At 65.1% G+C, this 21341-nt stretch carries 18 protein-coding genes; 6 read left to right on the top strand and 12 right to left on the bottom strand.

Translation table 11 applies throughout. From position 1 onward, the window contains the following. Nucleotides 1-120 precede the first annotated feature (120 nt). A complete protein-coding gene (locus tag IVA81_RS00905; protein WP_247310857.1) occupies nt 121-1515 on the bottom strand; it encodes a peptidoglycan-binding protein in 1395 nt (464 codons plus the stop codon). A gap of 249 nt (nt 1516-1764) precedes the next feature. Between IVA81_RS00905 and IVA81_RS00900 the strand changes: the two genes are divergently transcribed. Both IVA81_RS00900 and IVA81_RS00895 read left to right on the top strand, forming a co-directional pair. Further along, nucleotides 1765-2139 (top strand): hypothetical protein, encoded by a 375-nt coding sequence (locus IVA81_RS00900; protein ID WP_247310855.1) that lies wholly within the window; start codon nt 1765-1767, stop codon nt 2137-2139. Nucleotides 2140-2209: 70 nt separating this feature from the next. Continuing rightward, nucleotides 2210-2530: a hypothetical protein gene (locus IVA81_RS00895; RefSeq protein WP_247310852.1), complete on the top strand. Its 321-nt coding sequence runs from the start codon at nt 2210-2212 to the stop codon at nt 2528-2530. A 94-nt stretch (nt 2531-2624) separates the two neighbouring features. Here the strand turns inward: IVA81_RS00895 and IVA81_RS00890 are convergent, their stop codons facing one another. Continuing rightward, on the bottom strand, nt 2625-3515 hold the full coding sequence (locus IVA81_RS00890; protein ID WP_247310849.1) for an AraC family transcriptional regulator: 891 nt from the start codon (nt 3513-3515) through the stop codon (nt 2625-2627). A gap of 352 nt (nt 3516-3867) precedes the next feature. Here IVA81_RS00890 and IVA81_RS00885 point away from each other — a divergent pair, with 352 nt between their 5' ends. Both IVA81_RS00885 and IVA81_RS00880 read left to right on the top strand, forming a co-directional pair. Beyond that, nucleotides 3868-5517 (top strand): NAD(P)/FAD-dependent oxidoreductase, encoded by a 1650-nt coding sequence (locus tag IVA81_RS00885; RefSeq protein ID WP_247310846.1) that lies wholly within the window; start codon nt 3868-3870, stop codon nt 5515-5517. A gap of 28 nt (nt 5518-5545) precedes the next feature. Beyond that, nucleotides 5546-6601: an alpha/beta fold hydrolase gene (locus IVA81_RS00880; protein WP_247310843.1), complete on the top strand. Its 1056-nt coding sequence runs from the start codon at nt 5546-5548 to the stop codon at nt 6599-6601. Between the two features lie 106 nt (nt 6602-6707). Here the strand turns inward: IVA81_RS00880 and radC are convergent, their stop codons facing one another. The 3 genes from radC to IVA81_RS00865 form a co-directional block, all read right to left on the bottom strand. Further along, complete coding sequence (radC, locus tag IVA81_RS00875; RefSeq protein WP_247310840.1) at nt 6708-7421, bottom strand: DNA repair protein RadC; 714 nt, start codon at nt 7419-7421, stop codon at nt 6708-6710. A gap of 88 nt (nt 7422-7509) precedes the next feature. Then, nucleotides 7510-8328, bottom strand: a complete 819-nt coding sequence (map, locus tag IVA81_RS00870; protein WP_246930899.1) for a type I methionyl aminopeptidase — start codon at nt 8326-8328, stop codon at nt 7510-7512. 119 nt (nt 8329-8447) lie between these two features. Then, complete coding sequence (locus tag IVA81_RS00865; protein ID WP_247310837.1) at nt 8448-9764, bottom strand: mechanosensitive ion channel domain-containing protein; 1317 nt, start codon at nt 9762-9764, stop codon at nt 8448-8450. 206 nt (nt 9765-9970) lie between these two features. Here IVA81_RS00865 and IVA81_RS00860 point away from each other — a divergent pair, with 206 nt between their 5' ends. Further along, nucleotides 9971-11764, top strand: a complete 1794-nt coding sequence (locus IVA81_RS00860; protein WP_247310835.1) for a potassium/proton antiporter — start codon at nt 9971-9973, stop codon at nt 11762-11764. 161 nt (nt 11765-11925) lie between these two features. Here the strand turns inward: IVA81_RS00860 and modC are convergent, their stop codons facing one another. The 4 genes from modC to mepA all read right to left on the bottom strand — a co-directional run bounded on the left by modC (nt 11926) and on the right by mepA (nt 15310). Beyond that, nucleotides 11926-12588 carry a molybdenum ABC transporter ATP-binding protein gene (gene modC / locus IVA81_RS00855; RefSeq protein WP_247310832.1) on the bottom strand — a complete coding sequence of 221 codons (663 nt, stop codon included), beginning with the start codon at nt 12586-12588 and terminating at the stop codon, nt 11926-11928. 2 nt (nt 12589-12590) lie between these two features. Then, nucleotides 12591-13286, bottom strand: coding sequence for a molybdate ABC transporter permease subunit (modB, locus tag IVA81_RS00850; protein WP_124161231.1), 696 nt, complete (start codon nt 13284-13286; stop codon nt 12591-12593). Nucleotides 13287-13299: 13 nt separating this feature from the next. Beyond that, nucleotides 13300-14085, bottom strand: coding sequence for a molybdate ABC transporter substrate-binding protein (modA, locus tag IVA81_RS00845; RefSeq protein WP_247310830.1), 786 nt, complete (start codon nt 14083-14085; stop codon nt 13300-13302). Between the two features lie 280 nt (nt 14086-14365). Continuing rightward, entirely contained in the window at nt 14366-15310 is a 945-nt protein-coding gene (gene mepA, locus IVA81_RS00840; protein WP_247310826.1) for a penicillin-insensitive murein endopeptidase, read from the bottom strand. A gap of 543 nt (nt 15311-15853) precedes the next feature. Between mepA and IVA81_RS00835 the strand changes: the two genes are divergently transcribed. Beyond that, nucleotides 15854-18019, top strand: a complete 2166-nt coding sequence (locus tag IVA81_RS00835) for an EAL domain-containing protein (protein ID WP_247310823.1) — start codon at nt 15854-15856, stop codon at nt 18017-18019. Between the two features lie 220 nt (nt 18020-18239). On the opposite strand, the gene IVA81_RS00830 is transcribed toward IVA81_RS00835, so the two are convergent. The 3 genes from IVA81_RS00830 to IVA81_RS00820 form a co-directional block, all read right to left on the bottom strand. Continuing rightward, on the bottom strand, nt 18240-19391 hold the full coding sequence (locus IVA81_RS00830) for an acyl-CoA dehydrogenase family protein (protein ID WP_247310820.1): 1152 nt from the start codon (nt 19389-19391) through the stop codon (nt 18240-18242). Between the two features lie 217 nt (nt 19392-19608). Continuing rightward, nucleotides 19609-20073, bottom strand: coding sequence for a GNAT family N-acetyltransferase (locus tag IVA81_RS00825; RefSeq protein WP_247310818.1), 465 nt, complete (start codon nt 20071-20073; stop codon nt 19609-19611). A 36-nt stretch (nt 20074-20109) separates the two neighbouring features. Next, complete coding sequence (locus IVA81_RS00820; protein WP_247310815.1) at nt 20110-21330, bottom strand: MFS transporter; 1221 nt, start codon at nt 21328-21330, stop codon at nt 20110-20112. Nucleotides 21331-21341: the final 11 nt, after the last annotated feature.

The raw sequence follows: 21341 nt of genomic DNA, 5'->3' as shown, positions 1-21341 counted from the left end.
GGGCTTTCTTCCTCTTGGGGATGGTTCATTGTCGAGACACCCTCCCCCCAACCCTCCCCCGCAAGCGGGGGAGGGAGCGCACCTGCTCCCGGAGAGGCACCCGAGCCTCGGCCATTCGCGTTACGTCGTCACCTTCGGCGGCGGCGCGGTGCCTTGCGCCCATTTCTCCATCTTGCCCAGCGCGCCCCAGGCCGCGAGTGCCAGCGAGATCGGCATCGCGAACTGGCCGAGGCCCGGCACCGCCGACACGACTGTTCCGAGCAGTCCGGCAAGTCCTCCCGCATTGGGGCTCGCCGTCACTGAGGAGAGCAGCGCAGTGAGCACCGAGCCGCCGATACCGAGCGCGGTCTTCTTGCCGTTCAGCATCTTGCCGATGGTCTCGCCGAGCGCGCCGTTGACCTGGCCGAGCACCGGCTTGCTGTCCTTGTTGAGCAATGTGCTGAGCAGATCGACAACCTGTTTCAACTGGTCGACGGGGGCGGGGGTGGCTGGCGTGACCGGTCCCGGCATCGGCGCCGTCTTGTTGATGAGCGAGAACAGCCGTTCGAACAGGTTGATCGGATCGTTGGTCGTGGCAGGCAAGGGTTTGGGCGGGATCGTCGCCGGCAGCGTCGTGCCGCCGGCGGCCGGCCGCAGCACTTGCGCCAGATCTTCCAGTCGCGTCAGGACGTGGGACAGATCGGCCGTCTGCCCGGCAGGGCCCGGCTGCTGCGTCGTGCGCGTGATGGCGGCGACCGTGGCGGCGTCGAGAAGCCCGGTGTCTCTCAAGCCGTTCTGTTGCTGGAATTGCGAGACGGCGGCCCTGGTCTTGGCACCGCTGATACCGTCCTCGGCGAGCGGCGGATTGGCGCCGAGCTTGTTGAGCGCCTGCTGCATGAGAATGACCGTCGAGGCCGCATCGTCCTCCGGCTCGGTGCGGCCGGCGAATTGCGGGCTGCCGTCGAGCGCGATCGAGGAATCCAGCGACATCATCGCATGCAGGATCGCCGCGGTGCCGAGCTGGGTATCGACGTGATTGGAGTCGAACACATGGTCGCGGACGAATTTTCCGGCCCGTGCCTCGGGCGGGCCGTACAATGTCGAGCCGCCATAGAGATAGGGCGAGTTGACGCCCTTGGCGTGATAGCCGAAGCCGTTGAACGCCTCGAGCCGGAACAGCATCCGCGCGATGCCCCAATCCTGGGCGCCGATGAAGTTCTCGAGTCTGAACGCGTCCACGGCGCCGTCCACGAAGGTGGCAAACGGGCCGCGCCCTTTCGGCACGATGGTGGTCACGCGATGCAGCGACTCGCCGTTGCCGAGATAGGTGTCGAAATCGAAATTGGACTCGCGGTAATGGCAGAGCGCAGTGAAGTGCCAGGGGACGCCCGTCAGCCGCTCGATCTGCTGATAGGTCGCCTTGCCGTTGAGGGCCTTGCGGGCCACCGCATTCGCTTCAGTGAGGCGCCCGGGCCGGATCTCGAGACTGGCCCAGTTCCGCTCATATTCGGCTTTCAAACTCTCGAATGAAATCATTTTCCGCTCCGCAAATGAAATGATCGAATCTCGTGCAAGCCAAGTGAACCGGCTGGCGTGATCGGGGCGTGACGCCAGCATGATCTCCCGCAAATCTGGCAGGTCGCCGGTCCGGCGCATGTGAAATGGCTTACAACCTGGATGGGAAATCCTCAGCGGCACCGGGAAGGCGGTGCGGGCCGCCCATCAGGGAACCGGCGCCGTCGTCCGTCCGTTAGCGAGGTGAGACGGTTCGGCAAGGAGTCCTGCATGGCCAAGCGCATCCTCGCGATCGGCATCGAACCCGGCAGCGCCGACTATAGCGCATTCCCGCAACTGACGCCGGACCTCGTGCGCAACTATATCGAGGCGCAGCTGTTGCGCCTGCGCGATCTCGGCTTCGAGGTCACGAGCTGCCTGATCGATCTCGACGTGACCGCGGAAGCCGGCGTCGCGGCCGCGCTGCGCGACGAGAGCTTCGACTGCATCGTGATCGGCGCCGGCCTGCGCGAGCCGAAGGAGCGCCTCGTGCTGTTCGAGAAGGTGCTCAACCTCGCCCATCGCCTCGCCCCGGGAGCCGCGATCTGCTTCAACACCACGCCCGCCGATACCGCCGAGGCCGTGCTGCGCTGGGTTGAGCCCTGAGAGCCGGCAATTTGTCTGGCCCGAATCCGCCTCCGGCGCTATGACTTGCCTCACCACAGGGAGGGCGAGCATGCTTCGGGGTCTTCGCATTGGAAGTTTTGGAATCGCGGCATGTCTGACGGTCGCGGCGGCGATGCCCGTGCATGAGGCCGCAGCCCAGGACGCCATTGGTGGCGCGATCATCGGCGGTGTCGGCGGGGCGATCCTCGGCGGCGCTCTCGGTGGAGGCCGCGGAGCCGCAATCGGTGCCGTCGTCGGTGCCGGCACGGGCGCCGCGATCGCTTCCGAAGGCGAGCGCCGCCGCTCCGGCTACTATGCCTATCAGCGCGGCTGCTACATGCAGAGGCCGGACGGGTATTATGTCCGGGTCGATCACAGGTATTGCTACTAGATCAACCGCAGCCTCCGCAGGCTCGCATGCCCGCTCTTGCCGACGCTTTCCGACTTTGACGAAGGTTGTCGCCGCCGCCAGGACCGGAACGGCTTCAGCTGCCCGAGGCACCCTTGCGATATTCAGCCGGCGTACAATTGAGGTACTGGCGAAAGACCCTGTTCAGATGACTCTGGTCGGCAAAGCCGCTGAGGAGCGCGATTTCCTTGAGTGCAAGATTGTCCCGTCGCAGATGCCGGCATGCCTGTTCGACTTTCTGTTTCTGAACAAAAGCGTGAGGCCGTATCCCGTAATGAGCGTGGAATTTTCGCGCGAATTGAATCGGCGTACAGTTGCAGATGGCTGCTAGTTCGTCGAGCGTGATGTTTCGGGAAATATTCTGCTGGATGTAGTCCTCGATCAGCCGGGCATGAGCCGGCCTGAAATGTCCCCGCGCGGAAGGCATCTTGAACTTCACCGCCGCGTATTTCCGCACGATGTGGACGCTGGCCTGGAGCGCCAGCGCGTCGTAGCAGAGTCTTCCGCCGGGACCGCCGGCGGCGACTTCGTGAGCCATTTGTTCGTTGATCCAGTCCAGGACGGGGTCATCGATTCCGAGCAGGTCATGGAGTTCAATGGCGCCGACGTCATGATCGAAAGCCTCGCTCGCGGTTTTCATCATGAAAGCCGGTGAAATGTAGAAGTGGCTGACCTCTATATCGTTTGCCCATCGCCAATGCGAAGGCTCGGCGCGGGTCAGCAGCGTGGTAATGCCGCGGCTGACTCGCTCCTGCTTCCATGCGCCGGTCACGCGACGGTTCATCGCGGTGGCTCCTTGCCGGTAGACGACGATCAGGAAGTCTTCCGTCGGGGGGACCCAAATATCGGACGGCGCATAGCGAAATACCCGCATGCGGAAATCAGGTCGGCCGACCGCCGAACTGTCCAGCTTCAGTTCACCCGGTGCGTATCGCGGAAGCTCCTCGACCGCAATGAACTTGCTCATGGCGCAGCCTCCGCATGGTTGGTGGCCGTTCGCCGGCTCTTCCTTCCGATGATATGGGATCGATAGCGCAGGATACGGCGCTTTTTGCATTTGGCCAAATGTATTGGTTCGCCCGGAGCGTTCGCTGCACCGCACGCGCATTTCGTCCAAAAAATGGTCGGCTTCGTTCAAGCCCGCCGTGGTTCGGGGCAACTAATTTCCGGCACGTTCTGCCGGCGATGCGTGAGCGGCTTGAGACCCTTCAGGGGCCCTGAGACCTGCCCAGCACTTCCGTTGGATCGCCAAGGACGCGCACTCCGCCCACTAGGTCGAGTGGCACCGTGCATAGCCAAAAAAATATCGGGAGAGGGAAATGGACCAGGCTGAAATCACGTCCAGATCGAACGGAACAAAAAAGACGACGCTCGACGCGGTGGTTATCGGAGCTGGCATCGCAGGTCTGTACCAGTTGCACCGCATGCGGCAACTGGGGCTGAAGGTCCGCGCCTATGAGGCGGGCTCCGGCGTTGGCGGAACCTGGTACTGGAATCGTTACCCCGGTGCGCGCTTCGATTCTCAGGTCGAGGTGTACCAGTATTGGTTTTCCGAGGATTTGTACAAAGCGTGGAAGCCGAGCGAGCGTTTTCCGGGGCAGCCAGAGACCGAGCAGTGGCTGAACTTCGTCGCTGATCGCTTCGATCTCAAGAAGGACATCCAATTCAGTACCCGGATCGAGTCCGCCACCTATCGGGAGAAGGACGGCCGCTGGGATGTGGTCACTGCCGATGGCGAACGCATTGATACGCAATATCTGTTGGCCTGCTGCGGCATGCTGTCGGCCCCGCTGAACGACCGCTTCCCGGGCCAGTCCACGTTCAAAGGTGTGATCACCCATACCGGTCTCTGGCCGAAAGACGGTATCGATCTCAAAGGCAAGCGGGTCGCCGTGGTGGGCACCGGAGCCACCGGCATCCAGGTGATCCAGACCATCGCACCCGAAGTCGGGTCGATGAAGGTGTTCGTGCGCACGCCACAATATGTTGTGCCCATGAAGAACCCGAAATATTCGCAAGCGGATTGGGATCGCTGGAGCAGCCGATTCAATGAGCTGAAGACCCGCGTGCGCTCCACCTTCGCGGGCTTCGACTATGACTTCGAGAATCGCCCTTGGGCCGAACTGACCGCCGATGAGCGCACCGAGGTTCTGGAAAAATACTGGAACGACGGATCGCTATCGATGTGGCTTGCGACGTTCCCGGAAATGTTCTTCGACGAGGCGGTAAGCGCGGTCGTTTCTGAATTCGTCCGAGGCAAGTTGCGGCAGCGGCTTCGGAACGACCCGAAGCTGTGCGATCTGCTCATTCCATCCGAGAACGACTACGGATTCGGCACGCATCGTGTGCCACTCGAGAACAAATATCTTGAGGCCTATCTGCAGGACAACGTCGAGGGAGTGAACTGCCGCAAGACACCGATCGAGCGCATCGTGCCCGAAGGCATCCAGACCTCCGACGGGAAGGTCCATGAGGCCGACATCATCATCCTAGCCGTCGGATTCGACGCCGGTTCGGGCGCCCTCAGCCGGATCGACATCCGCGGCCGCGACGGCCGTTCGCTGAAGGACAGGTGGCACGACGATATCCGCACCGCGATGGGGTTGCAGGTGCACGGCTATCCCAACCTGTTCACCACCGGCGCTCCGCTCGCTCCGTCCGCCGCACTTTGCAACATGACGACCTGTCTTCAGCAGCAGGTGGACTGGATCGCCGACTGCATTGCTTACGCGAGGGAGCACGGCAAAGGCGTCGTTGAGGCAACCAAGGAGTTCGAGGACAACTGGGTGAAGCACCACGACGAGATCGCGGCCGCGACCCTCGTTGTGAAAACCGACTCCTGGTACATGGGCTCGAACGTCGACGGAAAGCCACGACGCCTGCTGTCCTATATTGGCGGCGTCGGTAACTACAACCGGCAGTGCGACGAACTTGCAGCCAATGGCTACCAAGGCTTTGCGATGACCTGATGATAACAACAACAGGAGGAAACATCCAATGAGCACAAATCCCTACTACGGCCAGGAAGACCACGGTCCCTATGAGATGATTAGAATCGGCAACCTCGAGCTTGAGGAGGGGGGCTATATTCCCGACTGTCAGCTTGCGGTGGCGACCCACGGAACGCTGAACGCGGCGAAGGACAACGCGATCCTCGTTACAACCTGGTACTCGGGTACGAGCAAGATCATGGAGCAGGTCTACATCGGCAACGGGCGTGCGCTCGATCCGGCGAAGTACTTTATCATCGTCGTCAACCAGATCGGAAATGGCCTTTCCACCTCACCGAACAACAGCGGTGGAGCGCAGGCCGTACCGACCTTCCCGAAAGTGCGCATTGGCGACGACGTTCGCGCCCAACACAAGCTTCTGACCGAGAAATACGGTCTAAAGAGTCTCGCGCTGGTCGTCGGCGGCTCGATGGGCGCGCAGCAGGCCTATGAGTGGGCCGTGCGCTATCCCGACTTCGTCAAGCGAGCTGCTCCGATCGCCGGCACCGCCAAGAACACTGAGCACGATTTCGTCTTCGCCGAGACACTCTGCGAAGCCATTACATCCGATCCGGGGTTCGGCGGCGGCAAGTACGGTTCGCCGGCCGATGTCTCCGCCGGCCTCAAGCGCCACGCCAAGCTGTGGACGGTGATGGGGTGGAGTACCGACTTCTTCCGCGAAGGCCGACACAAAGCGCTCGGCTTCGACTCGATGCAGGCCTTCGTCGACACCTTCATGACAGGATATTTCGCGCCGATGGATCCAAACGCTCTGCTGGCGATGGCGTGGAAATGGCAACGAGGCGACGTGAGCCGCAACACCGGCGGCGATCTCGCGTTGGCGCTCGGCCGTATCAAGGCGAAGACCTACGTGATGCCGATCAGTCACGACATGTTCTTCCCGCCGAGCGACTGCGAGATTGAGCAGCGTCTGATCCCGGGAAGCGAGTTCCGTCCGCTGAAGAGCATCTGCGGACATCTCGGCCTGTTTGGTGTGGACCCGGAGTTGCTCGCGCAGCTTGACGCCAATCTGAACGAGCTGCTGGCGGCGCCTGTGAATTGACGCGCCGGATTGATTGATCGCTGTTGCAGTTGGGGGCGCGAACGAAAATCGTTCACGCCCTCAATCCGCGCTCGACGCCGATGGCGCTCCGGGTGGCGCCAGCGGGCTAAATCAACCGCAGCCCGCGCAGGCTCGCATGCCCGCTCTTGCCGACGATGATGTGGTCGTGCACGGCGATGCCGAGCGGCTTTGCGATGTCGATGATGGCCTTGGTCATCTGGATGTCGGCCTGCGAGGGCGAGGGATCGCCGGAGGGGTGGTTGTGCACCAGGATGAGGGCGGTCGCCGATAGCTCCAGCGCGCGCTTGATAACCTCGCGCGGATAGACCGGGGTGTGGTCGACGGTGCCGGTCTGCTGCACCTCGTCGGCGATGAGCTGGTTGCGTTTGTCCAGGAAGAGCAGGCGAAACTGCTCCTTGTCGGCGAACGCCATGCTGGTGCGGCAATAGTCGATCACCTCGTTCCAGGATGACAGCGCGTTGCGGCTGTTGACCCCGCCCTTGGCGACGCGGTGCGCCGCCGCGGCGATCAGTTTGAGTTGGTTGATCGCGGATTCGCCGATGCCCTCAACCTCGCGCAAGCGCGCCACCGGCGCGTGCACGACCTCGGCGAATGAACCGAACGTCTTGATCAGCGCCTTTGCCAGAGGTTTGGTGTCGCGCCGCGGCAGTGCCGGAAACAGCGCCATCTCCAAGAGTTCGTAGTCGCTGAGTGCATCCGCGCCGGCATTGTAGAAGCGCTCGCGCAGCCGCTCGCGATGGCCGTGATAGTGCGGCGCGTCGTCAGGCTTGCTCTTGTCGTGGTCCGGCTTGGCGGGCATCGGCCGCCAGCATCGCCGGGGACCTGCGCTTTTGCAACCGTCAATTGCGGCCGCAAATGGCTTGATGATGGGCGAGCGGGCCGAACCGCTAGCCGATCTGCTTCTCGCCGTGCCGCTCCGATAGCGTGAAAATCTCTACGCCCGTTGCCGTCACGCCGACGGAGTGCTCGAACTGCGCCGATAGCGAACGGTCGCGCGTCACCGCGGTCCAGCCGTCGGAGAGGATCTTCACGTGCGGCTTGCCGAGATTGATCATCGGCTCGATGGTGAAGAACATGCCGGGCTTGAGCTGCACGCCTTCGCCGGGGCGGCCGATATGGATGATGTTCGGCTCGTCGTGGAACATGCGCCCGAGGCCGTGGCCGCAGAAATCGCGCACCACGCTCATGGCCTGCGGCTCGACGAAACTCTGGATGGCGTGGCCGATGTCGCCGGTGGTGGCGCCGGGCTTCACCGCGGCGATGCCGCGCATCATCGCTTCATACGTCACCTCGATCAGCCGCTCGGCCTTGCGGGCGATCGGGCCGATCGCATACATCCGGCTGGAATCGCCGTACCAGCCGTCGACGATGAAGGTGACGTCGATATTGACGATGTCGCCCTCCTTCAGCGGACGGTCGCCGGGCATGCCGTGGCAGACCACGTGGTTGAGCGAGGTGCAGGTCGAATAGCGATAGCCGCGATACATCAGCGTCGCCGGATAGGCGTTGTTGCTGAAGGCGAAGTCGCGGACGAACTCGTCGATACGCGAGGTCGGCACGCCCGGCCCGACGATGTCGGTGAGCTCGTCGAGGCACTTGGCCACCAGCGCGCCGGCCTTGCGCATGCCGGCAAAGGCGGCCGGTCCATGCAGCTTGATCTGTCCGGTCTTGCGCAGCGAGGTATCGGTGGCTTCGACGTAGCTCATGCTTGTGCGGTCTTCCGGGGCTGTCCAAATATCGGCGGAAAGGCTTGATTTCAGGCCCTAATTTAATGATTGCGGGCCTTCATGCAAGCCGGGCCTGCTCTTTGCGCCCGAAAGCGGGCCTAATTCGGGACTTCTACGGTGGTTTCCACCGGCAGCGCGCCGCCGCGGATGCGGATTTCGCGGACGGGATAGGGAACCCGGATGCCCTCGTGCTTGAAGGCGTCCCACAGCCCCAGCATCACGTCGCTCTTGACCTTGTCCATGCCATCAGGGTCGGCGATCCAGAAGGTCAGCGAGAATTTCATCCCGGCTTCGGCGAACTCGGTCAGGATACAGGTCGGCGGCTTGCCCTTCTGCGCGCGCGGATGGGCGGCGGCGGTCTCCGCGGCGAGCGTGCAGACCAGGCGGGGATCGGCGTCGTAATTGGTGCCGAAGGCGATTTTCACCAGCGTGTTCTTGTCGGTATAGGTCCAGTTGACGACCTTTTGCGTCACCAGATCCTCGTTCGGCACCAGGAACTCGCGGCCGTCGCCGGCGGCGACGGAAATATAACGCGTCTTCATCGCGCTGATGCGGCCGGTATTGTCGCCGATGGTGACAAGGTCGCCGGGCTTCACCGACTTGTCGGCGAGCAGGATGATGCCCGAGATGAAGTTGGCGACGATCTTCTGCAGACCGATACCGATGCCGACGCCGACCGCGCCGGAGAACACCGCGAGCGCCGAAAGATCGATGCCGACCGCGCCGAGCGCGATCACGATCGCGACCGCAAGCAGCCCGATGCGGATGATCTTGACCAGCAGCACCTGCACCGATGGCGTCAGGTCGGTGGTCGCGTTGATCCGGCTCTCGGCGAAATTGCTCGCGATGTTGGTCGCCCACAGCGCGATGAGGAGGAGCGCACCGGCCTTGAGCACCAGCAGTGGCGTCAGCCTGAGGCCGCCGAGCACGATCGCGTAGGAATCGAGCAGGTCGACCGTCGTATCGAGCTGGCCGAGGATCGAGAGCGCTGCGAGAAACCACGCCGTGATCGACACCAGCTTGACGATGAAGGCATTGCGCAGCACCGAGGTCACGAGCCGGATCGCGAGCCAGGCCAGTCCGAGCTTGGCGGCGACCATCAGGAGATAGGAGCGGCTCGGCCAGGTCGCGTGGTACATCACCACGCGGGAGATGATCACGAGCAAGGTGAACACCGCCGTCGAGGCGCTGGAGACCATCACCCGGGCGAAGTGCCGGAGCGGCAGCGGCCAGCGCATCGCCAGCGAGGTCATGTCGATCCGGCTGCGGACGGCGGTCTCCGCGGCATAGGCGATGCCGGCCGCGGCCAGAATGAGGCCGAACTGCAGGTAGAACCAGGGCGAGGAGATTTCCGCCCCGACGCTGCGCGCGGTGGTCTGCACGAACTCCATGAAGTCCTTGAGGTCCATGTCCATCGGTCTCGTCGGCAAGCGGGGAGGAATTGATTCGAGGGAGCCGCAGAATCCCACAAAGGGCGCGGCCGAACCATCGATACACCGGCATGTGATGTACGTTAAGGCCGTATAATACGGGCAGATTGCCGCGAGGAACGAAAATGGGTTGGCGCGCGAGTCCCCCGACGATAAGGATGCCATTCCAGCTGTTTTGACCCGGAAGGTGGATGGCCTCTCTCGACTCCGTCAGCCTCGCCATATTGCTCGGCGCCGTGCTCGTCATGGCCGGCATCCTGTCGAGCCTGCTTGCGCTGCGCTTCGGCGCGCCCTTGCTGCTGGTCTTCCTTGCGGTGGGCATGCTCGCTGGCGATTCCGGTCCCGGCCAGCTCCAGTTCGACGACGTCCGCACCACCTATCTGGTCGGCTCGGTGGCGCTGGCCCTGATCCTGTTCGACGGCGGCCTCAGGACGCGCTTTGCCAGCATCCGCACCGTGCTGGCGCCCTCCGTGGTGCTGGCGACAATCGGCGTGCTCCTGACCGCGCTGATCACGGCGCCGTTCGCCAAATATGCGCTCGACCTCAACTGGACGGAGTCGTTGCTGGTCGGCGCCGTGGTGGCCTCGACCGATGCGGCGGCCGTGTTCCTGCTGGTGCACACCCAGGGCCTGCGCGTGCGCCCGCGCGTCGGCGCGACGCTGGAGGCGGAATCCGGCACCAACGACCCGTTCGCGATCTTTCTCACCCTGATGCTGGTCGAGTACATCTCGGTCGGCTCGAGCTCGCCCGGCCATGTGCTGGTCGAGTTTATCCAGGAGGCGGTGCTGGGCGCCATCGTCGGCGTCATCGGCGGCCGCCTCGTCGTCATCGCGCTCAACAAGGTGGCGCTGCCGCAGGGCCTGCATGCGCCTTTCGTGACCACGGCCGCGCTGGTGATCTTCGGCGGCTCGCAGATGATGCACGCCTCCGGCTTCCTCGCGGTCTATCTCGCCGGCATCATCATCGGCAACCGGCCGACGCGCGCGCATAACTCGGTCGTGGCCTTCCTCGATGCCGCGACCTGGCTGGCGCAAATCGTGATGTTCGTGCTGCTCGGCCTGCTGGTCTCGCCGAGTAGGCTCGGCGCCAGCGTGCTGCCGGCGGTCGGGGTCGCCTTCGTGCTGATGCTGGTCGCGCGGCCGATCGCGGTATTCGCGTGCCTGGCGCCGTTCCGCTTCAACTGGCGCGAGAAGATCTTCATCGCCTGGACCGGCTTGCGCGGCGCCGTCGCGATCTTCCTGGCCTCGATCCCGATGCTGGTCGGCCTGTCCAAGGCCTATCTCTATTTCGACGTCGCCTTCGTCGTCGTCATCATCTCGCTGCTGTTGCAGGGGTGGACCCTGGCCCCGGCCGCGCGCAAGCTGCACGTGGCGCTACCGCGCGCCGAGCGCGGCCCGCGCCGCGTCGAGCTGGATCTGCCCGGCCAGCTCGAACAGCAGTTGGTCGGCTATCCGGTGCGGCCCAAGAGCCTGTATTTCCGCCGCGGCCTGATCCCATCCTGGTCCAAGCCGACGCTGGTGATCCGCAACGAGAACATTTTGACGCCGACGGAGGCCGATCCGATCGCGCCCGGCGACTACATCTATCTGCTGGCGCCGCCGGAAAAGGCCGAGTCGCTCGACCGCTTCTTCGTCGACATGCAGCCGAGCTCGGCGCCGGATCCGCATCTACTCGGCGACTTCATGGTCTCCGCCGAGCACACGCTCGCCGAGCTCGCCGAGATCTACGGCGTGAAGGTGAGCGACGATGAGAGCAAGCTCACGCTCGCCGATTATTTCGACGTCCATCTCGACCGCGCGCCGAAGGAGGGCGCCGAGCTCGCGCTGGACGAGATCGTGCTGGTCGCGCGCTCCATCTCCGGCGGCCGCGTCAGCGTCGTCGGCCTGCGCCTGCCCGAAGAGGACGAGACGCCCGCGCCGCTGACCCGCGCGCAGGCGCTGCGGCGCAAGCTCGCCGATGTGTGGACGTCGGTGGCGGGGGTTTGACGCTGCCGTAGGGTGGGCAAAGCGACTTGTCCGCCATAGCTCGAAGAGCGACGGCGGAAGCGTGCCCACGCATTTTTTGCGATCGAGAGAGTTGGTGGGCACGGCGCAAGGGCGCCTTTGCCCACCCTACGAAAGCCATCGCAAGGACGACGACGGAGTTGCTACGCCAGCACCTTCACCCCGCCAAAGCTCGTCACCCGACCCTGCTTCAGCATCACGATCTGCGTCGCGAGCTGGCGCAGCTCGGCGGCGTCGTGGCTGACATAGACCATCGGCACATTGGCCTCGTCGCGCAGCCGCACCAGATAGGGCAGGATCTCGAGCTTGCGGCCTTCGTCGAGCGCGCCGAGCGGCTCGTCAAGCAGCAAGAGGCGCGGTTTCGACAGCAGCGCGCGACCGAGCGCGACACGCTGGCGCTCGCCGCCGGAGAGCTTTCCGGGCCGGCGACCCTGCAGGGCGCCGATGTCGAGCAGGTCGATGACGCGCTTGTGCTGGGCAGGATCGGGCGCGAGGCGGTTCATCTGCCGGCCGTAGTCGAGATTCTGCGCGACGTCGAGATGCGGGAACAGCCGCGCGTCCTGAAATACATAGCCGATGCGGCGGCGCCAGGTCGGGACGTGGAGGCCGGCGGCGGTGTCGTCGACGGTTTCGCCGTCGATCACGATGGTGCCGCGGTCGGGCCGCAGCAGCCCTGCGATCATATTCACCAGCGAGGTCTTGCCGGCGCCGGAGGCGCCGAACAGGCCGATGACGCGGCCCTCGCCGGTGAAGGTCGCGGACAGCGAGAACTCGCCGAGCTGCTTTTCGATGTCGACCTGCAGCATGATCAGTTCCCGTGCAATCGCGCGGTGGCGCGGCGGGCGAACCATTCGGCCGCGATCAGGGCGCCCAATGCGAGCACGATCGAGACGATCACCAGCCGGCCCGCGGCGGCGTCGCCGTCCGGCGTCTGGATCAGCGAGTAGATCGCGGACGAAATCGTCTGGGTCTCGCCGGGAATGTTGGAGACGAAGGTGATGGTGGCGCCGAACTCGCCGATCGCCTTGGCAAAGCCGAGCACCATGCCGGCGAGCACGCCGGGCAGCGCCAGCGGCAGCGTCACCGTGAAGAACACTTTCCAGGGCGCGGCGCCGAGCGTCTCGGCGGCCTGCTCGAGCCGGCGGTCGATCGCCTCGATCGACAGCCGCATCGGCCGCACCAGCAGCGGAAACGACATCACGCCGCAGGCGAGCGCCGCGCCGGTCCAGCGGAACGAGAACACGATGCCGAGATGGTCGGCGAGGAAGCCGCCGACGAGGCCGCGGCGGCCGAACGTCAACAACAGCAGATAGCCGGTGACGACAGGCGGCAGCACCAGCGGCAGATGCACGATGGCGTCGAGCAGCGACTTGCCCCAGAAATCACGCCGCGCCAGCAGCCACGCCAGCGCGATGCCGAATGGCGTCGCCACCAGCGTTGCGATGATCGCGACCCTGAGCGAGAGCAGGATCGCGGTCCATTCGGCGGGAGAAATCTCGGACATCAAGCCGGAGATATCACGTCGTGGGGCTGATCAGGAACCTGAAGCCGTATTTTTCCAAAATGGTCTTGGCGGCCGAGGAGCGCAGGAATGCGAGATAGTCCATGGTCTCGCCCTTCGCGGTCGTGGTCGCGGCGACGGGATAGATGATCGCGGGATGCGAATCCGCCGGGAAGGTGCCGACGATCTTGACGCCGGGCTCGACCTTGGCGTCGGTGGCGTAGACGATGCCGAGCTTGGCCTCGCCGCGCGCCACCAGCGTCAGCGCCGCGCGCACGCTCTCGGCCATGGCGAATTTCGGCTCGGCGGCCTGCCACGCCCCGAGCTTTTCGAGGGCCGCCTTGGCATACTTGCCCGCTGGCACCGACTTGACGTCGCCGGTGGCGATCTTGCCGTCGCCGGCGAGCTTGGCGAGGTCGAAGCCTTGCGCGATGGTCACGTTGTTGATCTCCGAGTCCTTCGGCGCGATCAGCACGATGCTGTTGCCGAGCAGATTGACCCTGGAAGGCTCGTTGATGGTCTTCTTGGCTGTCGCGTAGTCCATCCAGTCGGTGTCGGCCGAGACGAACACGTCTGCCGGCGCGCCCTGCTCGATCTGCCTCGCCAGCACCGAGCTTGCGGCATAGCTGACCGAGAACTTGACGCCGGTCCTGGCGGTGTAGGCCGCGTCGACCTCGTCGAGCGCGTTCTTCATCGACGCCGCGGCGAACACGGTGATGGTCTTGTCCTCGGCGGCCGCGGGCGAAAGGCTCGCGTTTGCGAGGGCGACGAAGGCGGCGACAAGTCCGGCAATACGAATCATGAGGAGCGCTCCGTGCGAGCTCGCGCGCAGGAAGCACGCGCAGATCTGGCGTTGGCGGGTCAGGTCGCGACGGGCGGAAGCGCTGTTCCACGGGGCCCGGCTGCGGCTTACGGCCGGCAGGGATATCGCTGCTGGCGAAGATAGCAGGCCGGGCCGCTAGGTCAAACCTGGTTCGTCATCCCGGACAAGCGCGCCGCAATCACCACTGTCGTCCCGGATCTGCGCTGACGCTTGTCCGGGACGACGGCGGTGGGGTGGCGACAGTATGCCCACACACACACTACGGCTTCGCATCCGCCGCATGCAGCACCGCCTTGCAGGCCGCCGGCATCTGCGCCAGCGTCATCGGCGGCTTCGGCTTTGGCGGCTCCGGCGGCGGCTTGGGGTGCAGCACGGCGTCGGAGAACCAATAGGCGAGATCGGCGGGCTTGCAGCCTTCGTCCTCGGATTGCGACGGCTGACCCTCGCATTCCCCGGCGCCAGCCGGGCAATGCATGCGGATGTGGAAGTGGTAATCGTGGCCCCACCAGGGGCGGATCTTCGACAGCCACGCGCGGTCGCCCTTGGCCTCGCGGCACAGCGCCTTCTTGATCGCGGCGTTGACGAAGATGCGCTGCACCGCCGGCTCCCGCGCCGCATCGCGCAGCACCAGCACATGGCCAGGTGTGAACACTTTTGGATCGATGTCGAGCCGGTCGGGTCGCACCATCATCACCGCCGACATGTCTTCGCGCTCCTCGCGCGAGAGGCGGCGGTCCGGCATCGGCGTCAGCCAGATGTCGGCATCGAGGCCGATCTGGTGGCTGGCGTGGCCTGACAGCGCCGGGCCGCCGCGCGGCTGGGCGATGTCGCCGACCAGGATGCCCGGCCATCCCGCGTTCTTGTGCGCCCTGGCCGCGAGCCGCTTGATCAGCGCGATCATCTCGGGGTGACCGTAGCTGCGATTGCGCGACAGCCGCATCACCTGCCAATGGTCGCCGTTGACCGGCATCTGATCCGCGCCGCCGATGCAGCCCTTGGCGTAGGAGCCGATGACGTGGGCCGACCCCTTCGACGGCAGCAGCTTTCGCGCGAACAGCTCCTTGGCGGCGAGATCCGGATCGTTGGGATTGGCGAGCGGCGGCAGCGGCTTCGGGCTGACGCTGCCCTTGTCCTGCGCCAGCGCGCCGCCGGCGGCCAGGAGCGTTATGACAAGCAGGAGAGGGGCGATGTGGCGGGGACTCATGCGCAGCCCTTATAGCCCAACACCGCGCCGGCGTTAAGAATGAGGCTTTCGCCCAGCCGAGAACTCACGGCGTCTTGACAGCCGTTGCCTCAGCGTAAGCTGCGCCCGGGATGACGATCCCCATGTCCAATGAGGTCGTCCGAACGTCGTCGTCTTGTCGCGGGCCAGCCCGATTCTTAACAGTACGATAACCGTATCCTGCATTGACTAAAATTCGTGCGCGGAACGCGGTTCATCTCGATGCCGTATGCAATCGGACGCGCGGGCGGAATTGATTCATGGAGAGGGCGCGTTTTTGCGCCATCTCTCTGCCCGATTGCGACGAGGCCACAGGTCTGGCGCGCCACTCGGCCCGCTTGCGCCGCGCAAACAGGCACGAGAGCTGGGCTCTCGGTGTTCGCAAGGCGCTGCCCCGGCGGGCGCGGTCACCCAAGATTACCTTTCTTTCAGACACTTGCCCCAAAACTTGCGCCCCACTGGGCGCGATTGGGACGAGTGAAGTTGGGTTTGGGGTCTCGAAAAACAAGAAAACGAAACAGAAGCGTGCTTGCCTGGGCCGGCCAATTGCCACGCAAGCCGCGCTTGGCGCGCGCGTTGCGAACCCGTTCGGACCGCGACGAAGTCATGCGCAGCCGCGCCGAGGCGGAAGCCGCGATCGCGGAAGCGCGCAAATCCCATGAGCGCCTGCGCCAGGCCATCGACATCCTGCCGCAGGGCATCGTGTTTCTCGATGCCGACGGCCGTTACGTGCTTTGGAACAAGAAATACGCCGAGATCTACCGCAAGACCGCCGATCTGTTCGAAGAAGGCGCGCGTCTCGAAGACACGCTGCGCATCGGCGTCACCCGCGGTGATTATCCCGAAGCCATCGGCCACGAAGACGAGTGGATCGCCGAGCGGCTGCAAAAGCTCTATCAACCTGCCGCGCGGCACGAGCAGAAGCTGTCGGACGGCCGCGTCATCCTGATCGACGAGCGCTTGACCGATGACGGCGGCGTCGTCGGCCTGCGCGTCGACATCACTGAATTGAAGCAGCGCGAGGCTTCGTTCCGCCTGCTGTTCGACGGCAATCCCGTGCCCATGATCGTCTGCGCCCTGGATGACGAGCGCATCCTCGGCGTCAACGACGCCGCGGTCGCGCATTACGGTTACAGCCGCGCCGAGTTCGAGCAATTGAAGATCCGCTCCTTGCAGGCCTTTGACCGCGAGCCGCCCTGGACCGCCGGTCCCTCGGGCGAGGAGCAGGCCGGGCGCACCTGGAAGCACGTCAAGGCCGACGGCGCGCTGATCGACCTTGCGATCTATTCGCGCGAACTGACCTATGCCGAGCGACCGGCGGTGCTGCTCGCGCTGATGGACATCACCGAGCGCAAGCGCGCCGAGGCGCGGCTCGCCTTCATGGCCCAGCATGACGGGCTGACCGGCCTGCCCAACCGCAATCTCTTGCGCCAGCAGATGGACGAGATGCTGCTGCACACGCGGCGCAGCACCGACAAGGCCGCGCTGCTCATCCTCGGGCTCGACAGTTTCAAGTCGGTCAACGACACGCTGGGACACGCGGTCGGCGACAAGCTGCTGCGGGGCGTCGCCAAGCGGCTGCGTTCCACCTTGCGTGAGGAAGACGCGCTGGCGCGGCTCAATTCCGACGAGTTCGCGATCGTGCAAAGCGGTCTGGCGCGGCCCGAAGACGCGGTGATGCTGGCCAAGCGGCTGCTCGAAGCCATCGCTGATCCCTATCTGCTCGACGGCCATTCCGTGGTGATCGGCGCCTCCATCGGCATCGCCATGGCGCCGGGCGACGGTGATGAGTCCGAGAAGCTGCTCAAGAGCGCCGACATGGCGCTGTCACGCGCCAAGCTCGACGCGCGCGGCACCTTCGCCTTCTTCGAGGCGGCGCTCGATGCCAAGGCGCAGAGCCGCCGCAAGATCGAGGTCGAGCTGCGCGACGCCATCCAGAACGACGTGCTCCGTCCCTATTATCAGCCGTTGATCGACCTCCAGAGCGGCCGCATCACCGGCTTCGAGGCGCTGGTGCGCTGGCCGCATGCGGAGCGCGGCATGGTCTCGCCGGCCGAGTTTATTCCGGTTGCCGAGGACACGGGTCTCATCAACCCGCTCGGCGGCTTGATGCTGCGCCGGGCGTGCCTGGATGCCGCGGCCTGGCCGGACGACGTCCGCGTCGCCGTCAATCTGTCGCCGCTCCAGTTTCGCAGTGGCAATCTGCTCTCGATCGTCACCGACGCGCTGAAGCATTCCGGCCTGCCGCCGCGGCGGCTCGAGCTCGAGATCACCGAGACGCTGCTGCTGGAAAAGAGCGCGCAGGTGCTGGCGACCCTGCACGCGCTGCGCGCGCTCGGGGTACGCATCTCGATGGACGATTTCGGCACCGGCTATTCCAGCCTCAGCTACTTACGCAGCTTCCCCTTCGACAAGATCAAGATCGACCAGTCCTTCGTGCGCGATCTCGGCGCCAACCGCGAGGCCCAGGCCATCATCCGCTCCATCGTCAGCCTCGGCAAAGGCCTCGGGGTCACCATCACCGCCGAAGGCGTCGAGACAGAAGCCGAGCTCAGCTGCCTCCGCACCGAGGGCTGCGACGAAGGCCAGGGCTTTCTGTTCAGCAAGGCCCGGCCGAATGCGGAGATCGTCAGCCTGCTCGCGGCACAGCGCGGGATTGACGGCGATGAGGACGCCGTGCTGGTGGCGTGAGCATCGCGCTCCTTCGGAGCCATTTCTTCGCGTTTCGCAAGTATCTCCCAACGTAAGGGACGCGCGGCTCTCTCGGTCGACCTCTCCCGCTTGCGGGAGAGGTCGACGCGAAGCGTCGGGTGAGGGTTCTTTCCTCTGGGGGGTCTCGATTGCGGAGACACCCTCTCCCCAGCCCTCCCCCGCAAGCGGGGGAGGGAGCGCACCGTCAGCGTGGAAGCGGTCAGCCCCCCGCCAAAATCGCCTTCCCCACATCCTCGTAATGCGTATCGCGCGCCTGGATCTGCTGGGCGATCGCATGCATGTCGCGAAACCGCCGCTCGAACGGGTTGCTGCGGAACACCGCCGTCGCACCGGCCATATGATAGGCGGTGTCGACCACCTTCGCCGATTGATGGATGGTCCAGGTCGCGGCCAGGCGGACCGCGCTGCGATGCGCCGCGCTGAATTCGCCGGTCGCGCAGAGTTCGCGCCACATCGTATGCGCGGTCGCATAGAGATAGGCGCGCGCGGCGCGCAAATCCCCCTCGGTGCGGCCGATCAGGCCCTGGACCGATTGGTTGTCGCGCATCGCGCTGGCGGCGAGCGATTGGTGCTTTCCACGTGCCAACGCAATGGCGGCATCCAGCGTGGCGCGCGCCACGCCGAGCGAGACCGCGGCAAAGCCGAGGCTGAAGGTCGAGCCGGTGCCGATCTTGTAGAGCGGGCCCTTCTCCTGCAACGCCGATGGCACGTCGCGGAACGCCGTAAAACGCTCGGGGATGAAGAGGTCGCTCACTTCGTACGAATCCGTGCCGGTGCCGGCGAGCCCGATCGCCTGCCAGACGTCGTGCAGCACCGCGCGCGCGGCCGGAAACAGGATGGTCCGCACCTCCGGCGAGCCGTCGGCGTTTGTCCGCGGCATGCCGTCGCCATTGATGATGCGCACATGCGCCCCCAGCCAGCTCGCCTGCCGCGAGCCCGAGGCAAAATCCCAGCGCGCGGTGACGCGATAGCCGCCCACGGCGCTGCGTGCCTCATGCGCGATCGCGCCCCAGGCGAGAATGCCGGGCGGCGTGTTGAAGATCTCGTGGGCGGTATCGTGGTCGAGCGAGGCCGCAATCATCGCGCAGACGCTGCACTGGCCGAGACACCAGGCGGTCGAGGCGTCCGCCTTCGCGATCTCCTCCAGCATCTGCATGAAGACGTCGATCGGAGCTTCAGTGCCGCCGAGGCTCTGCGGGAGGAGGGCGCGATAGAGCCCGTTGTCGATGAGGGCGTTCACGACGACAGGCGTGAGCCGCCGCGTCCGCTCGATCTCGTCGGCTTCGCGCGCGATCAGCGGCGCAATGGCGCGCGCACGTTCGACCAAGCCAACCCCGGAAGTTGCATTCATATAGCGTTTCCTCGCCCATTCTGCCGTGAGCGGTGAGGGACGGGATGGTGGTCTATTTGGCAAGGAGGATCAAGATCACATCGCGCCGCCTGGTCCGCCCGTCATGATCTCAGATCTTGCGCGCCGACGTAGCCCGGATGGAGCGAAACAAAATCCGGGGACTTTGGAAACCGCGGCGATGACCCCGGATTGCGCTTCGCTCCATCCGGGCTACGGACTATGGCGAGGGCTCGTCGAGCAATCGCTCCATGATGATCGTGCGCTCGTCACCATGGTAACTGTCGCGCACCGCAACGAATCCAAGCCGGGCGTAGAAAGCCTCCGCGGTGACCGACGAAGGGACGGTCAGCGAAGCGATGTTACGCTCGCGCGCCGTGCGCTCGATCTCGGCCATCAGCCGCTTGCCGATGCCGCGCGCCTGAACGTCGGGGGCTACGAAAACCGTCCGGACCACGCTTCCGTCAAGACTTGCCGTTCCAACGACGCGGCTGCCAATGGTGGCGACGAAAACGGTGCGTTTGCCGATCAGTTGCAGCACGGCGTCCGGGCTGAAACTGCGCTCGACCCTTTCGATGATCTCGTCCGTATAGTCCTTCGCGTTCGTTTCGCGCAGCGCACGCAGGATGACCGCGCTTATCTCGCTGGTATCGTTCGCGCGCGCAGATCGGATCGTACATTCCATGGTCGCTCCACGCGCTCGGAAGTCGCCCTTGCCGCGTCAGGCCGCGGCGCGGCCGAGGTCGAGCGGTTGCCTGCGTCGGGTCGGAAAGCTCAGCGCCACCGCGACTGCGGCGAGCCCGATCGCGAAGGAGCCGGCGTGCAGCCACGTGTATTGCTGGAAATTGTCGAACACGAGCCCGCCGGCCCACGGACCGAGCGCCATGCCGAGGCTGGCGAAGGCCGAGACTGCGCCGAACACAGTGCCCATGATGCGCGCGCCGAAGAATTCGCGGACCAGCACCGCATAGAGCGGCATCACCCCGCCATAGGCGAGACCGAACACGACCGAGAGCGCATAGAATTCGCCGAGCCGGGCCACCGCAAGATAAGTCGCGATGCACATCGCCTGCACGAACAGGCCGCCGACCAGCACGGGCTTTGCACCGATGCGATCGGCGAGCGTGCCCAGCAGCAGGCGCCCGCCGAGGCCTGAGACGCCGGCGACGCTGTAGACCGTCACCGCCGTGAGCGGGGCGATGCCGCACACCATCGCATAGGACACCATGTGGAAGATCGGGCCGGAATGCGCGGCGCAGCAGGCAAAATGCGCCGCCGCCAGCGCGATGAATTGCGGCGTGCGCAGCGCCTGCGCCGCGGTCAGCTCCACGTTCGGTGCGGCGTCCGCATTCGTGTTGCCTGCTGCCGCCGGCGCCGGACGCACCAGGAAGCAGGCGGGGATCAGCAGCACCCACGCGGCAATGCCGATCACCAGCATCGCGGTGCGCCAGTCATAGGCGGTGATCAGCCAGCTTGCGGTCGGCGCGATCGTCACCGGCGACACGCCCATGCCGGCGGAGACCAGCGCCACCGCGAGGCTCCTGTTCTTCTCGATCCACGCGCTCGCGAGCGCCATCATCGGTGCATAGAAGCTGCCGGCGGCAATGCCGATCAGCACGCCGAAGAAGAGCTGAAATTGCCACAGGCTCGTTGCCTGGCTCGCGGTGACGAGGCCGAGCCCCAGCAGCAGGCTTCCCGAGAGCACCACGATGCGGGTGCCGAAGCGGTCCGACAGCGTGCCCCACAAGAACGCGGCAACGCCCATGCAAAGAAAATCCAGCGTCGCCGCCGCCGACACGCCGGCGCGCGACCAGCCCATCGCTTCCGAGATCGGCTGCAGGAACACCGCCAGCGACAGCATCGTGCCGAACCCGACACAAGTCATCAGCGCACCCGCGGCGACAACGACCCAGCCATAATCGAAGCTCGATGGCTTGCTCATGCGTTTCCTCG

Source organism: Bradyrhizobium sp. 141 (assembly GCF_023074055.1).
Lineage (GTDB): Bacteria > Pseudomonadota > Alphaproteobacteria > Rhizobiales > Xanthobacteraceae > Bradyrhizobium.
Note: the sequence above shows the minus strand (reverse complement) of the source record. Positions and strands in the feature narration are given on the sequence as shown.

What these genes read in the sequence shown, in the direction of transcription:
- IVA81_RS00905 (WP_247310857.1), bottom strand. Translation starts at nt 1,515, where the DNA reads ATGATTTCATTCGAGAGTTTGAAAGCCGAATATGAGCGGAACTGGGCC.
- IVA81_RS00900 (WP_247310855.1), top strand. Translation starts at nt 1,765, where the DNA reads ATGGCCAAGCGCATCCTCGCGATCGGCATCGAACCCGGCAGCGCCGAC.
- IVA81_RS00895 (WP_247310852.1), top strand. Translation starts at nt 2,210, where the DNA reads ATGCTTCGGGGTCTTCGCATTGGAAGTTTTGGAATCGCGGCATGTCTG.
- IVA81_RS00890 (WP_247310849.1), bottom strand. Translation starts at nt 3,515, where the DNA reads ATGAGCAAGTTCATTGCGGTCGAGGAGCTTCCGCGATACGCACCGGGT.
- IVA81_RS00885 (WP_247310846.1), top strand. Translation starts at nt 3,868, where the DNA reads ATGGACCAGGCTGAAATCACGTCCAGATCGAACGGAACAAAAAAGACG.
- IVA81_RS00880 (WP_247310843.1), top strand. Translation starts at nt 5,546, where the DNA reads ATGAGCACAAATCCCTACTACGGCCAGGAAGACCACGGTCCCTATGAG.
- radC (WP_247310840.1), bottom strand. Translation starts at nt 7,421, where the DNA reads ATGCCCGCCAAGCCGGACCACGACAAGAGCAAGCCTGACGACGCGCCG.
- map (WP_246930899.1), bottom strand. Translation starts at nt 8,328, where the DNA reads ATGAGCTACGTCGAAGCCACCGATACCTCGCTGCGCAAGACCGGACAG.
- IVA81_RS00865 (WP_247310837.1), bottom strand. Translation starts at nt 9,764, where the DNA reads ATGGACATGGACCTCAAGGACTTCATGGAGTTCGTGCAGACCACCGCG.
- IVA81_RS00860 (WP_247310835.1), top strand. Translation starts at nt 9,971, where the DNA reads ATGGCCTCTCTCGACTCCGTCAGCCTCGCCATATTGCTCGGCGCCGTG.
- modC (WP_247310832.1), bottom strand. Translation starts at nt 12,588, where the DNA reads ATGCTGCAGGTCGACATCGAAAAGCAGCTCGGCGAGTTCTCGCTGTCC.
- modB (WP_124161231.1), bottom strand. Translation starts at nt 13,286, where the DNA reads ATGTCCGAGATTTCTCCCGCCGAATGGACCGCGATCCTGCTCTCGCTC.
- modA (WP_247310830.1), bottom strand. Translation starts at nt 14,085, where the DNA reads ATGATTCGTATTGCCGGACTTGTCGCCGCCTTCGTCGCCCTCGCAAAC.
- mepA (WP_247310826.1), bottom strand. Translation starts at nt 15,310, where the DNA reads ATGAGTCCCCGCCACATCGCCCCTCTCCTGCTTGTCATAACGCTCCTG.
- IVA81_RS00830 (WP_247310820.1), bottom strand. Translation starts at nt 19,391, where the DNA reads ATGAATGCAACTTCCGGGGTTGGCTTGGTCGAACGTGCGCGCGCCATT.
- IVA81_RS00825 (WP_247310818.1), bottom strand. Translation starts at nt 20,073, where the DNA reads ATGGAATGTACGATCCGATCTGCGCGCGCGAACGATACCAGCGAGATA.
- IVA81_RS00820 (WP_247310815.1), bottom strand. Translation starts at nt 21,330, where the DNA reads ATGAGCAAGCCATCGAGCTTCGATTATGGCTGGGTCGTTGTCGCCGCG.